Below are 13,168 nucleotides of genomic sequence, written 5' to 3' on the forward strand. Positions count from 1 at the left end.
CCCCGAAGTAGAGTGGGGGTAACTGCAAGGGAAAGAAGGACAACTGTGGTCCATGAAGCACGGGCTGACGGCCCGTCCGCAGCCGAACCGCAAACCGCTCCGCGCCCCGCCGGGCAACGGTCCGCCCGGCTTCCCCGGGACGAGCGACGCGCGCAACTCCTTTCCGCGGCACAGGAAGTCTTCGTGGCCAACGGCTATCACGGCGCAGCCATGGACGAAATCGCTGAGACGGCGCACGTCAGCAAACCGGTCCTGTACCAGCACTTCCCCTCGAAGCGGGAACTGTACCTTGCCCTGCTCGAAAGCCATCTGGCATCCCTCACTGACCTGATGCTGGGAGCCCTGAACTCCACCACGGACAATGATGAACGCGTGCAGGCCGTCATGCGGGCTTATTTCCAGTTCATCGCCAACGATGACCAGGCCCACCGGCTCGTATTCGAATCCGACCTCATCAACGATCCCGATGTCAGCGCGCGGCTGGAGACGTTTAACCGGACGTTTGCCGATGCCATTGCACGCGTCATCGCCGAGGACACCAAGCTTCCCCACCTGGAGGCAGAGCTGCTGGGCCGCGGGCTTGCCGGGATGGCACAGGTCAGTGCCCGGTACTGGCTCGAAACTGACGGGAACCTGGACCTCAATGTGGCCAGCGACCTCATCTACCGTTTAGCTTGGCGCGGAATCTCTCGCTTCCCCAAAGAGTCCTAGACTACAAATAAGACATAACCCGAGAAACGTGAACCGGCTGGGAGGCCCCCTGTGGAAATTAAGATCGGCGTGCAGAACGTTGGCCGCGAAATTGTCCTGGAGTCAAATGATGATGCAGACTCAGTGGCCAAGGTCGTGCAGGAAGCCATCAGCAACGGCGGCGAACTGCGCCTGAAGGATGACAAAGGACGCCTGATCATTGTTCCCGGCAAGGCACTGGCGTATGTGGAAATCGGCGCCGAAGAGGTCCGTCGCGTAGGTTTCGGCCAGTTCTAGCCCCAGGCACCGCTGACGGGCGGTTATTTCAAGGAGAGCCATGCTTTCGCTGACCATCGTGGTGCTGGTGACGGCGGCCGCAGGTTTTATCGTCTGGGCCAACGACAAGCGGCACACAAAATACGGAGTAGTCCTTCCCGCGGCCGTTAGCGTGGGTGTCGGAGCTGTCAGCTGGATCATCCTGATGGCTGCGGGCTTTGGCTACCGGCCGGGGATGACGTGGCTGCCGTGGGTCCTGCCCATGGTTCTGGGAGCGGCCGCGGCGGTTGCTGTGGTCCTCTACTTGGGCCGCACAAGGGCCAGGCATGACCTGCAACGGTTGACTGATGCCCTGAAGCTCTAACCGAATCGCAAGTACGGAATCGCAAGCCAAGCAACGACTATGACCACTGCCCTTGGGCGGTGGTCACAGTCGGTTAAGAGCTGGCAGGGTGCCTCTCCGGCTCAGCAACTGCCTGGAGCGCGGCTGCAGCTTCACGCACCGCTTCGGCCGCGCCCACGTCGCGGGCTGTGACCTCTCCCCCGGCGTCGTGGGAGGTGTAGCAGAGGAACACCCGGTTGTACCGCCAGTCCAGGTCAGGGTGGTGGTTTTGTTCCTCGGCAAGGCGCCCGACGGCGGCAATCAGCTCAAGTGCGGCAGCCGCCGTCGGCAGCTTGTACACGGTCACCAGTGCACCCTCGCGGTACCGCCAGTCCGGCAGGACAGCCAAGGCGTCCTCGAGCCGCTCGGGAGAAAGAACGTCCTTGCCGGCCATAGCTGCTCCTCGCCTGATGGTTGGCGTCCGCGGCACCGGGAGCGGGCTACAGGAACTCGGCCCGGCCCTCCATAGCCGACGACGCCAGTGCATGTTCGCGACGCGGGATCCTGCCGGCCGCTTTCGCCAGCCTACCGGCGATCACCGCGTGTTTGAAGGCCTCCCCCATCAGCGCAGGATTTTGGGCACGGGTCACGGCGGTGGCCAGAAGCACGGCGTCGCACCCCAGCTCCATGGCCAGGGCCGCGTCCGAGGCAGTACCGATGCCGGCGTCCAGAACCACCGGCACCGCGGCGCGGGACACGATCAGCTCGATGTTGTGCGGGTTCAGGATGCCCAGTCCGGTGCCGATCGGCGCCCCGAGCGGCATCACCGCGGTGGCCCCGAGGTTCTCAAGCCGCAGCGCGAGGACGGGATCGTCGTTGGTGTATGCGAAGACCTTGAAGCCCCTGTTGACGAGTTGTTCCGTAGCGTCCACCAGCTCGACGGCGTCCGGCAGCAAAGTCTGTTCATCGGCGATGACTTCAAGCTTCACCCAGTCGGTTTCCAGCGCCTCACGGGCGAGTTCGGCGGTCAGGACGGCGTCCCGCGCCGTGAAGCAGCCTGCAGTGTTGGGCAGCACGCGGATGCCGTGGTCCAAGAGCAGCTGGAAGAGTGAGCCCGTCTCCGCGGTGGAATACCGCCGCATAGCCACCGTGGTCAGTCCCGTGCCCGAGGCCAGCAGGGCTGCTCCCAGTCCGTCCAGGCTTGGCGCGCCGCCGGTGCCCATAATGAGCCGGGAGGTCAGTGCGACGCCGTCAATCACCAGCGGATCGTCGTGGCCTGCAAGGCTTGTGGTGGTGACGATTTCGGTCATGGTGTCAGCCTCCCTGCACTGCCGTGACGAGCTCAACGTCGTCGCCGTCCGCGAGCGCAGTGGCAAACCACTGGCTGCGGGGCACGACCTGTGAATTGTGGGCCACGGCCACGCCAAGTTTCCGGCCGTCAGTTGCCTGGCCGCTGGCAGCGAGGGGGCGCCCGGTGACCTCGCTGACGAGCACGGTGATGGAGGCACCCTCGGGCACAACGTGCAGGGTTCCGTTCAAGGTGATGTTCATGCTGTTTCCTTTATGGGCGGTGTGTTGCGAAGGCGGGCAGGAGTGCGGGCACCTGGCTTGGCGGAGAAGCGGCCCGGGTTGAAGGCAGCCCAGCGGGGGTCTTCATACCCGTCCAGGAGCTCCCGGCAGACGGCAGCGGCGGCCGGCGCCAGCAGGACTCCGTGGCGGAAAAACCCGGTGGCGATGATGAGGCCGGCAATGTGCCCGGAGTCCGGCGCAGCGTCCTTACCAGCGGCGGGAACCCGCCCCAGCAGCGGTGCGTTGTCAGGAGTTCCGGGGCGGGCCCGGGCCGTGGATTCCAGCAGCTCGAGTTCGGCGACGGCGGGAACCAGCACCTGCGCGTCGCGGAGGAGCCGGTAGACGCCCCCCGCGGAGACGGCATCGGCGGCCGACGGCGCATCCTCACGCTGGGTTGCCCCGATCACCACCGTGCCGTCCCGGCGGGGCACGATGTAGACCGGAACGCCGTGCACCAGCCCGCGGACGGTGGACGTCACCAGCGGCTGCAAATGGCCGGGAACTGCGAGGCGCAGGATGTCCCCGTGGACGGGCCGGAGCGGCAGGTGCAAGTCTTTGGGCAGTGCTTCCAGGGCTGCCGCATGCAGCCCGTTCGCCACGACCGTTTCGGCGGCCAGCACCGTTCCGCCGCCTGCGAGGCGTACGCCGGCAACGGCTCCGTCGTGCCACAACAGACCGGCAGCCCGGGCCAGGACCGCGTGATCGTCGACGGCGCCCGCTGCTGCAGTGCCGGGCCCGGCGGCTCCGTTCCCGTTCCCGACCCCGTCCCCGTCACCGTCGCCGGTCAAGGCAGCCTGCAGGCAGGCCACCAGCAGCCGCGGATCCACCTGGTGGTCTGCGGGGGTGTCCAGCGCGCAGGCAATCCCGGGACTGAGAAGTGGCTCGCGCTGCCGGGCAGTCCGGACGGTCAGCGGTTCAACGGAAAGGCCGTTCGCCTGCTGGACGGCGCGCAGGTCCATCAGTGCCCTGCGGTCGGCGGCGTCCGCACCCACGGCGAGGGTCGGCGTCGTGATGTATCCCGGATCTGCCCCCGATGCTGCTGCGAGGCGGGCGGCGAAGGCGGGCCAGCGGGCCGAGGCGTCCAGCATGAATTCCAGGAGATCCTCTTCCTGATAGTGCAGCTCGCTCACCGGAGCCAGCATTCCGGCGGCAGCCCAGCTGGCCCCCGTACCCGGTGCGTCGTCGATGACCACCACTGTCCGGCCGGAGCGCTTCGCCTCCCAGGCGATGCTGTGGCCGATGACTCCGCCGCCGATGACTGCCACGTCGGCCTGGAAAATTCCGTCCACGCGCCTGGGCGGGCTGTCTACAGGGCAGTTGGATGGTACGCGCATGTGTCTCCTTCCCTACGCCGGCATTAACCGGATCAGGTCAAGCGGTCGGCTCTGACGCCCTCTCAGCCCGGCGCTTTGTGACAGCTGCCGCGGGCTCCCGCAGTACGAGGCAAGTGTAGAGGAACTAGTCTTTTCCCCATGAATGTGACCCATACCCCCGCCGCCGGCACCGATGTCCTCAGCAATGCCAAGGTCAGCAACGGCCTCCACGCCGCCCGCCTCTACCTCTGCACGGATTCCCGCACGGACCGCGGCGACTTTGACCAGTTCGTCGATGCAGCATTTGCCGGCGGGGTGGACATCATCCAGCTTCGGGACAAGTCCATCGAGGCAGCCGAGGAGCTGGAGCTCCTGGCAGTCCTCAAGGAGGCGGCAGAACGGCACGGCCGGCTCTGGGCGGTCAACGACAGGGCGGACATCGCTGTTCTGTCCGGCTCGCCGGTATTCCACATCGGCCAAAAAGACCTGCCGCTGGGCGCTGCGCGGACCTTGCTCAACGGCAACGCGGCCATTGGCCTTTCCAGCCACAGCCCTGTTCAGGTGGACGCCGCCCTCGCTGCGGCCGCGGCCCCCGCTGGGCTGGACTACTTCTGCGTCGGCCCGGTCTGGGCAACCCCCACCAAGCCCGGGCGGGCCGCCGTCGGGCTCGAGCTGGTGCGATATGCCGCCGAAGTTGCGCGTTCAGGGCAGGATGGGCAGCCCGACGGCGGTGTTCCCTGGTTTGCGATAGGCGGCATCGACCAAATCAACGTGGAGCAGGTGGTGGAAGCGGGCGCCCGCCGGATTGTGGTGGTCCGCGCCATTACGGAGGCCAGCGATCCGGCAGCCGCCGCAGCGTCGCTGCTCGCCGCCCTAAACGCCCCCAACTCCTGACACCCGCTACCTGCCACCTGCCACCTCCGAAGGCGCGGTACGCGGTAGGGCCACCAACGGCACTCCGGGCCCGGTGCCTGCACTATGGCGTGAATTCGGGCTAGGCTGATTTTCGTGTCACACCATCGGCTGGGTCCCAACGTCCACGAGCACACCAACGCGCTCGAGGAAGCTCTGGGCGCCCTGCGGACCGAGCTTGAGCTGCCGGGCTCCTACCCTGAGGACGCGGTGGCTGACGCGAAAGCGGCAGTTGAGTCCCTGCAGCTCCCTGACGAGGACCTCACCGGCGTCGACTTCATCACCATCGATCCGGCGTCGTCCACGGACCTGGACCAGGCGCTGTTTATTGAAGCCGACGGCGATGGCTACCACGTGCTGTACGCGATCGCGGATGTCCCCGCCTTTGTGAACCCCGGCGGGCCCCTGGACGCAGAAACGCGACGCCGGGGCCAGACCTTCTACGCCCCCGACGGGCGGATCCCGCTGCATCCGGAAGTGATCAGCGAACAGGCCGGCAGCCTCCTCCCCGGCCAGGACTGTTCTGCCTTCGTCTGGGACTTCCGCCTGGACAGCGCCGCCGAGGTGAACTCGGTGACCGTGAAACGGGCCAGGATGCGCAGCCGCGCGAAGCTCAGCTATAAAGAGGTGCAGGCCGAACTCGATGCCGGCTCCGCCTCGCCGGTACTGCAGCTCCTCAAAGAGGTGGGACTCAAGCGCGTTGAGCTGGAACGGGTCCGCGGCGGCGCGAGCCTGAACATGCCGGAACAGGAGATTGTCCAGCTTCCCGACGGCGGCTACCGGATTGCCGCTGCTCCCCAGCTTCCGGTAGAGGACTGGAACGCCCAGATATCCCTCATGACAGGGATGGCGGCGGCTCAGCTCATGCTGGCTGGGAAGGTGGGCATCCTGCGCACCATGCCGGCCCCGGATGAGCGCTCCCTGAACCACTTCCGGCTGCAGACCGAGGTTCTTGGCAAACCCTGGGATGGCGAAGTCAGTTACGGCGAATACTTGCGCAGCCTGGACCCCACCGAACCCCGCCAGCTGGCCATTATGCACTCAGCCGGCATGCTGTTCCGGGGCGCCGCCTACACCGCCTTTGACGGCTCCCTGCCGGAGGACGCTGACCAGTCGGCCATCGGTGCCGCCTACGCCCACACCACCGCGCCGCTGCGCCGCCTGGTGGACCGCTTTGTGCTGGTGATCTGCGAGGCTTTGAGCAACGGCGGCCATGTGCCGGGGTGGGCGCGGGATGCCCTTCCAACCCTGCCCGAGATTATGGCCGGCTCCGACCAGCTCGCGTCTCGGATGGAGCGCATGGCTTTGGATACCGTGGAGGCGGCCCTACTGGTCAACCACATTGGGCAGGAATTCGAGGCGATCGTGATCTCCGGGTCCAAACCGCAAAAAGAGAACGGTAAAAACGGGAACGGCAACGGCAGGAACGGGAACGGGAAGAACGGCAACGGCAACGGCGGTTCGGGCATTATCCAGATCGCGGACCCCGCCGTGACCGCCCGTTGCGCCGGTGAACTGGAGTCCGGAACCAAGGTCCGGGTCCGCCTGGTCTCCTCGGATATCGCAACGAGGGTAGTCCACTTCGAGCTCGTGGAGTAGCGGCGCAACAAGCCGTGTCATGTGCCCACCGGGCCGCAAAGCCGGGAATTGGGCTGTCTGCGGCTAGACTGAAGAAGTAGAAATGGATGCCCGGTCGTTGATTTCCTTGATTTGAAACCAACAAGCCCGCCCCTACGCGATCTTGAGATACACCCGCTGGTCACCAGTGCCAGCATTTAGATAGCCCGCGATCGGCTTCCACTGGAATTGCGTGTGCGCCCGAGCGTGCTCCGGAACAGCCTTGCGGCCGGCCCGTTGAGCAGGCAGCGCCATTGCCCAAATGAATAAGGAAACTCCACCGTGAGTGAATTGCATACCCACCAGCTCCTGACCGACGAGTCCGGCACCGAAGTCCTCGAGCCCGAAGAAACCATCATCTCGGACGAGAAGCCGCACGAAATCGAGGAGAAATCCTTCGCCGACTACAACGTCCGGGCCGATATCGTGGAATCCCTGGCCGACGCCGGGATCACCCACCCCTTCCCCATCCAGGCAATGACTTTGCCGGTTGCCCTGTCCGGCCACGACATCATTGGCCAGGCCAAGACCGGCACCGGCAAGACCCTTGGCTTCGGCATCCCCGCCCTCCAGCGGGTAGTAGGCCAGGACGACCCCGGCTACGAGAAGCTGGCCGTTCCCGGCGCCCCGCAGGCCCTGGTCATCGTGCCCACCCGCGAACTCGCCGTCCAGGTGGCCAATGACCTGCAGACGGCATCCCGCAAACGGAACGCCCGCATCGCCACCATTTACGGCGGCCGTGCCTACGAGCCCCAGGTGGAGGCACTGACGAAGGGCGTGGAGATCGTGGTGGGAACACCCGGCCGCCTCATCGACCTCTACAAGCAGAAGCACCTGAGCCTCAAGAACGTCAAAATGGTCATCCTGGACGAGGCCGACGAAATGCTCGACCTCGGCTTCCTGCCCGACGTCGAAACCCTCATCGCCGGCACCCCCGCCGTCCGCCAGACCCTGCTGTTCTCCGCCACCATGCCCGGCCCGGTCATCGCCATGGCCCGCCGCTACATGACGCAGCCCACGCACATCCGCGCGGCAGATCCTGATGACGAGGGCCTCACCAAGCGCGACATCCGCCAACTCATCTACCGTGCGCACAGCATGGACAAGATTGAAGTTGTGGCCCGCATCCTCCAGGCGCGTGGCCGCGGCCGCACCATCATCTTCACCAAAACCAAGCGCACCGCCGCCAAGGTGGCGGAGGAGCTCGTGGACCGCGGTTTCGCCGCCGCCGCCATCCACGGTGACCTTGGCCAGGGCGCCCGCGAACAGGCCCTCCGCGCATTCCGCAACAACAAGGTGGACGTCCTGGTGGCCACCGACGTCGCCGCACGCGGCATCGACGTCGATGACGTCACCCACGTGATCAACTACCAGTGCGTGGAAGACGAGAAAATCTACCTGCACCGCGTGGGCCGTACCGGCCGCGCCGGCAATAAGGGCACCGCGGTCACCTTCGTTGACTGGGACGACATGCCCCGCTGGGGCCTGATCAACAAGGCCCTGGGCCTGAGTGTTCCGGAGCCCGTGGAAACCTACTCCTCCTCGCCGCACCTTTTCGAGGAGCTGGACATCCCCGTAGGCACCAAGGGCCGCCTGCCCCGTGACAAGCGCACCCTTGCCGGCGTTGACGCCGAGGTCCTCGAAGACCTCGGTGAAACCGGCAAGAAGAACAGCCGCGGCGGCCGTGACAGCGCTCCCTCCCGGGAGCGCGACGGCCGGGACCGCACCAGCCGCGGCCGAGACAGCAGGGGCGGAAACCGCGACGGCGGCCGCACCGGCGGTGACTCCGCGGGCCGCGCCGGCGAGCGCCGTCGTCGTACTTCCGATTCAGCAGCAGCCCCCGCTGCTGCCGGCGACGCACCCGCCGCAACCTCCACCGCAACCGAGGGCGAGCAGCCTTCGCGTGCCCGCCGCTCCCGCACACGTACCCGCCGCCGCAACGGCGAGGTAGTAGCCGGCAGCGACACAGCAGTACAGCCGGGCAGCACCGAGGCCTAATACCCTTTATGACTGACACCGTCTGGGCGCCGGACGGCAGCAGCCTGGTGGTTCACGCAGACAATGCGGAGTTCCTCCCGTCGCTGCCGGACGGCGCCTTCACACTGATATACGTGGATCCGCCGTTCAATACCGGCCGGCCCCAACAGCGCCAGCAGACCACCATGGTGGCCAACGCCGGCGGCACCGGCGACCGTGTGGGTTTCAAGGGACGCTCCTACGACACCATTAAGGGCGCGCTGCACCGCTACGACGACGCCTTCAGCGACTACTGGTCCTTCCTGGAACCACGGCTCGTGGAGGCCTGGCGCCTGCTGGCCGAGGACGGCACGCTGTACCTGCACCTCGACTACCGCGAGGTCCACTATGCCAAGGTGATGCTGGACGCCATCTTCGGGCGGGAATGCTTCCTGAACGAGATCATCTGGGCCTACGACTACGGTGCCCGCGCGAAGAACCGCTGGCCCACGAAGCACGACAACATCCTCGTGTACGTGAAGAACCCGGCGAAGTACCACTTCAACAGCGCCGAGGTGGACAGGGAGCCCTACATGGCGCCCGGGCTTGTCACCCCCGCCAAGCGCGAACTGGGAAAGCTGCCCACCGACGTCTGGTGGCACACCATCGTCTCCCCCACCGGCAAGGAAAAAACCGGCTACCCCACCCAGAAGCCGGAAGGCCTGGTCCGCCGGGTGGTGGCAGCCTCAAGCCGGCCCGGCGACTGGTGCCTGGACTTCTTCGCCGGTTCCGGCACGCTGGGTGCTGTCTCGGCGAAGCTGGGCCGGAAGTTCGTGTGCGTGGACCAGAACCAGCCGGCTATCGACATCATGGCAAAGCGCCTGGGTGCGCACGCCGAGTTCACCTCTTTCCCACCCAACTAGCTCGCATTAGACGTCGTTTTGACGGCTTGAACCACATCTAATGCCAGTCAGTTGGGGAAGGCGGGCTAGGGGCGGACGACGACGGTCCCGGTCGCCATGTCCTCGATCCGGGCCAGGACCTCGGGGTCCGTCAGGTTCTCCCCGAGCAGGTTGGGCTTGCCGGTCCCGTGGTAGTCAGACGATCCGGTGATCAGCAGGTCATGCCTGGCGGCCAGCCGGCGCAGGAACCCGCGGCCTTCCTCCGGGTTGTCACGGTGGTCGATCTCCAACCCGGCCAGCCCGGCGTCGATCATCTCCTGGTAAACCCGCTCCCCCACAATGCGGCCCCGGGAGGAAGCCACCGGATGGGCAAACACGGGGACGCCTCCTGCGGCGCGGACCAGTTCGACGGCGGTGGCCGGGTCCGGCGCGTAGTGCTGGATGAAGTAGCGGGACCGGGAGGTGAGGATGGATGCGAATGCTTCGGACCGGTCCTCCACAACACCCGCGGCCACGAGCGCGTCGGCGATATGCGGCCGGCCAAGGGTGGCACCGGGCGCCACATGATGGATGACGTCGTCCCACGTGAGCGGATAGTCCTCTGCGAGCAGGGTGACCATCCGCTCGGCGCGGGTCTGCCGGGCATCCTTGGCCTTGGTGATCTCCTCGAGCAGCCCGGCATGCCCGGGGTCATGCAGGTAGCTCAACAGGTGGACGCTGATCCCCTGCTCCGTCCGGCACGAAACCTCCATGCCGGGCACCAGCGCAACGCCGTGCTCCACCGCAGCAGCCGATGCTTCCACCCAGCCCGTGGTGGAATCGTGGTCGGTCAGCGCCACCACGTCCAGCCCGGCACGGGCTGCCGACGCCATCACGTCGGCGGGCTTTTCCGTGCCGTCGGAGACATTGGAGTGGGCATGCAGGTCAATCCTCACCTCCCCAGCCTAGTAGACCGCGGCTCCCCCGTTCATGCGGGTATTCGCACAAGGCTTCATGCTGGTGAGACGATGGTGCCGTGAACGATGCCGATAACACCCAAAATTCTGCTTCCCAGCCCTTGGAAGAGCGGGTCAACAACCGCTCCCAGCGGCCCAGTTCCAACGCCTTCAAGGCCTTTATGGCCAGCAACTGGGCGCCCTCCAGCCAGGAACTCCCGGCGCGCGACGCCGTTGCCAGCCACGCCGCAACCCGGCGCAAGGCCATCTCGGACCAGTTCAAAGGCGAACGCCTGGTCATCCCGGCCGGACCGCTGAAGGTCCGTTCCAACGACTGCGACTACCGCTTCCGCCCGCATTCGGGCTTCGCGCACCTCACCGGGCTTGGCCTTGACCACGAACCGGACGCTGTCCTGGTCCTGGAGCCCGTTGAAGAAGGAAAGGGCGACGACGGCGGCAACCACCGCGCCACGCTGTACTTCCGGCCGCTCGCCGGCCGGGATACCGAACAGTTCTACGCCGACGCACGCTCCGGTGAGTTCTGGATCGGCGCCCGCCCCACGCTTGCCGAGTTCGAGGCCCGCCTGGGCCTGTCTACCGCACACATCGACCAGCTCGAAACAGCCATCACCAAGAACGTGGGCGCCCCTGAAATCGGCGGCATCTCCATCCGCCTGGTCCGCAAGGTGGACGAAAACATCGACGCCCTCGTGGACACCGCCCGCTACAACACCGCGAAGGACCCCGAGAACCTGGACCTCGCCGTCCTCGACGCCCTGGACGAAAAGCTCAGCGAAGCCCTCTCCGAACTGCGGCTGCTCAAGGACGAGTGGGAGATCGAGCAGATGAAGCTCGCAGTCGCTGCCACCGTCGAAGGGTTCGAAGAAGTTGTCAAGGCCCTGCCCCGGGCACTGACCCATGTCCGCGGCGAACGCGTCGTGGAGGGTGCCTTCTTCGCCCGCGCCCGCGAGGTGGGCAACGAGCTGGGCTACGACACCATCGCGGCATCGGGCAACAACGCCACCGTCCTGCACTGGACCCGCAACACCGGAAAGATCAACGCCGGCGAGCTCCTGCTGCTGGACGCGGGCGTGGAAGCGGACTCGCTGTACACCGCCGACATCACGCGGACCCTGCCGGCAACGGGTATATACTCCGACGTCCAGCGCAAGGTGTATGAGGCTGTGCTGGACGCCGCAGACGCAGGCTTCGCCGCAGCCCAGCCCGGCACGCGGTTCCGCGACATCCACATCGCCGCGACTACCGTCCTCGCCGAGCGCCTCGAGGAATGGGGCCTCCTGCCGGTCAGCGTCGAAGAAGCGATCAGCCCGGAGGGCCAGCAGCACCGCCGCTGGATGCCGCATGGAACCAGCCACCACCTGGGGCTCGACGTCCACGACTGCGCCCAGGCCAAGCGCGAGCTGTATTTGGACGGCATCCTCACCGAAGGCATGGTGTTCACCATCGAACCCGGCCTGTACTTCAAGGAGGAGGACCTGGCTATCCCCGCTGAATACCGAGGCATCGGGGTGCGCATCGAGGATGACATCCTGATGACGGCTGAGGGTCCGGTGAACCTCAGCGCCGCCCTGCCACGCAAGGCGGACGACGTGGAGAACTGGATGGCCGGCATCTACCGCGAAGCCGAGGACGCACACTAGGCATACGCAAAAGCGGGACCCCCGGAAATTCCGGTGGTCCCGCTTGTGCTGTGAGCTTCCCTGCCCGTTTTTACTGTCGGAAATCGTCCGGCCGCTGATCGTCCACGGGCCGCTGGTCTGCCGGCTGCCCGCCGTCGGCCTGTCCCGCCGAATGCCGCGCCGGAGCCTGCTGGCTTTCTGTTGCCTCACTGCCTTCGGCATCAGGCTGCGGGGGAAGCCGAACGCCGTACTGGGGCCGGCCATCCGGGAGGTCCGGGTAACGCACGGCCCGCGCCGGTGACTGCGTGGGCTGGTGCTGGGCGCCGGCGTCGGGCTGCTGCCCTGCGGGTGCCCCGTAAGCGGGGTTCTCCTGAACTGAAGAGCCTGAAGACTGGTTGCTTGAAGACTGGCCGTACGGGTCATTCCAGCCGGACGGGCGGGCAGGGCCCTGGCCCGGCTGCTGGTAGGGCTGGTTCTGGTAGTCGCGCTGGTTGTAGGGACCGTTGCCCGCCGCTGCGTCCGAGCGGGTCATCGGCAGCTGCTGCAGGAGCCGGCGCGCCTCGTGCGCAGCCTCCGGCGAGACGACGACATCGTAGCTGGTGGCCACCACCTGGCTGGTGGAGGTGAAGTCACGCTTTCCGCGCTGCATGGCATAGGTGACGATGCCGAAGAGCATAAAGAACGCCGCACCCATCAGCACGGACGTCAGGATGGAGAAATACCCCGGTGACGGCGCGAAGAAGGAGAGCAGCACACCCACAAAGAGACCGAACCACATGCCGCTCAGCGCACCGGAGAGGGCCACGCGCGGGTAGCTCAGGCGCCCAGTGACCCGCTCCACCATCTTCAATTCATTGCCCACGATGGACACCATGTGGACCGGAAACTGCTGGTCCGCGAGGTAGTCCACGGCCTTCTGCGCGTCCAGGTAGGAAGTGTAGGAGCCGACGGTGTCGCCGGTGGGAACCGCGCGGGCTTCGTCCACGCCGTTGGGCCCGCCAGCCTTGGGAGCACCAAAAATGTTTGCCATAGTCCC

14 protein-coding genes and 1 riboswitch are annotated in these 13,168 nt (G+C 66.3%); of the genes, 8 read left to right on the forward strand and 6 right to left on the reverse strand.

Annotation, left to right across the window (positions count from 1 at the left end):
- The first annotated feature begins 45 nt into the window (after positions 1-45).
- The 3 genes from AC50X7_RS04905 to AC50X7_RS04915 are packed head-to-tail and all read left to right on the forward strand — an operon-like array spanning position 46 to position 1,330.
- The gene (locus AC50X7_RS04905) at positions 46-711 is read left to right on the forward strand and encodes a TetR/AcrR family transcriptional regulator (protein ID WP_494978001.1); all 666 of its coding nucleotides are present in this window, start codon (positions 46-48) and stop codon (positions 709-711) included.
- A gap of 51 nt (positions 712-762) precedes the next feature.
- A complete protein-coding gene (locus AC50X7_RS04910) occupies positions 763-987 on the forward strand; it encodes a DUF3107 domain-containing protein (protein WP_104042400.1) in 225 nt (74 codons plus the stop codon).
- Between the two features lie 40 nt (positions 988-1,027).
- Positions 1,028-1,330, forward strand: a complete 303-nt coding sequence (locus AC50X7_RS04915; RefSeq protein ID WP_494978002.1) for a hypothetical protein — start codon at positions 1,028-1,030, stop codon at positions 1,328-1,330.
- 73 nt (positions 1,331-1,403) lie between these two features.
- Here AC50X7_RS04915 and AC50X7_RS04920 read toward each other — a convergent pair whose 3' ends face one another.
- From AC50X7_RS04920 to AC50X7_RS04935, 4 genes are all read right to left on the reverse strand, one after another.
- Complete coding sequence (locus AC50X7_RS04920; protein WP_494978003.1) at positions 1,404-1,742, reverse strand: 4a-hydroxytetrahydrobiopterin dehydratase; 339 nt, start codon at positions 1,740-1,742, stop codon at positions 1,404-1,406.
- Between the two features lie 46 nt (positions 1,743-1,788).
- Complete coding sequence (locus AC50X7_RS04925; protein WP_494978004.1) at positions 1,789-2,598, reverse strand: thiazole synthase; 810 nt, start codon at positions 2,596-2,598, stop codon at positions 1,789-1,791.
- A gap of 4 nt (positions 2,599-2,602) precedes the next feature.
- Positions 2,603-2,839, reverse strand: coding sequence for a sulfur carrier protein ThiS (gene thiS / locus AC50X7_RS04930; RefSeq protein WP_307094467.1), 237 nt, complete (start codon positions 2,837-2,839; stop codon positions 2,603-2,605).
- The gene (locus AC50X7_RS04935) at positions 2,836-4,191 is read right to left on the reverse strand and encodes an FAD-dependent oxidoreductase (RefSeq protein WP_494978005.1); all 1,356 of its coding nucleotides are present in this window, start codon (positions 4,189-4,191) and stop codon (positions 2,836-2,838) included. The genes thiS and AC50X7_RS04935 overlap by 4 nt, the downstream gene beginning before the upstream one ends.
- A riboswitch (TPP riboswitch) is annotated at positions 4,184-4,302 on the reverse strand. (Overlaps the previous gene by 8 nt.)
- 27 nt (positions 4,303-4,329) lie before the next feature.
- Here AC50X7_RS04935 and thiE point away from each other — a divergent pair.
- From thiE to AC50X7_RS04955, 4 genes are all read left to right on the forward strand, one after another.
- On the forward strand, positions 4,330-5,064 hold the full coding sequence (gene thiE, locus AC50X7_RS04940; RefSeq protein WP_494978006.1) for a thiamine phosphate synthase: 735 nt from the start codon (positions 4,330-4,332) through the stop codon (positions 5,062-5,064).
- Positions 5,065-5,178: 114 nt separating this feature from the next.
- Positions 5,179-6,681, forward strand: a complete 1,503-nt coding sequence (locus AC50X7_RS04945) for an RNB domain-containing ribonuclease (RefSeq protein WP_494978007.1) — start codon at positions 5,179-5,181, stop codon at positions 6,679-6,681.
- A gap of 300 nt (positions 6,682-6,981) precedes the next feature.
- A complete protein-coding gene (locus tag AC50X7_RS04950) occupies positions 6,982-8,697 on the forward strand; it encodes a DEAD/DEAH box helicase (RefSeq protein ID WP_494978008.1) in 1,716 nt (571 codons plus the stop codon).
- Between the two features lie 8 nt (positions 8,698-8,705).
- Complete coding sequence (locus AC50X7_RS04955; RefSeq protein WP_494978009.1) at positions 8,706-9,578, forward strand: DNA-methyltransferase; 873 nt, start codon at positions 8,706-8,708, stop codon at positions 9,576-9,578.
- A 65-nt stretch (positions 9,579-9,643) separates the two neighbouring features.
- Here AC50X7_RS04955 and AC50X7_RS04960 read toward each other — a convergent pair whose 3' ends face one another.
- Positions 9,644-10,492, reverse strand: a complete 849-nt coding sequence (locus AC50X7_RS04960) for a PHP domain-containing protein (RefSeq protein ID WP_494978010.1) — start codon at positions 10,490-10,492, stop codon at positions 9,644-9,646.
- Positions 10,493-10,572: 80 nt separating this feature from the next.
- Here AC50X7_RS04960 and AC50X7_RS04965 point away from each other — a divergent pair, with 80 nt between their 5' ends.
- On the forward strand, positions 10,573-12,153 hold the full coding sequence (locus tag AC50X7_RS04965) for an aminopeptidase P family protein (RefSeq protein WP_494978011.1): 1,581 nt from the start codon (positions 10,573-10,575) through the stop codon (positions 12,151-12,153).
- A 70-nt stretch (positions 12,154-12,223) separates the two neighbouring features.
- On the opposite strand, the gene AC50X7_RS04970 is transcribed toward AC50X7_RS04965, so the two are convergent.
- On the reverse strand, positions 12,224-13,162 hold the full coding sequence (locus AC50X7_RS04970; protein ID WP_494978012.1) for a YflT domain-containing protein: 939 nt from the start codon (positions 13,160-13,162) through the stop codon (positions 12,224-12,226).
- Between the last annotated feature and the right edge of the window lie 6 nt (positions 13,163-13,168).

Source organism: Pseudarthrobacter sp. Hb11, assembly GCF_059383655.1.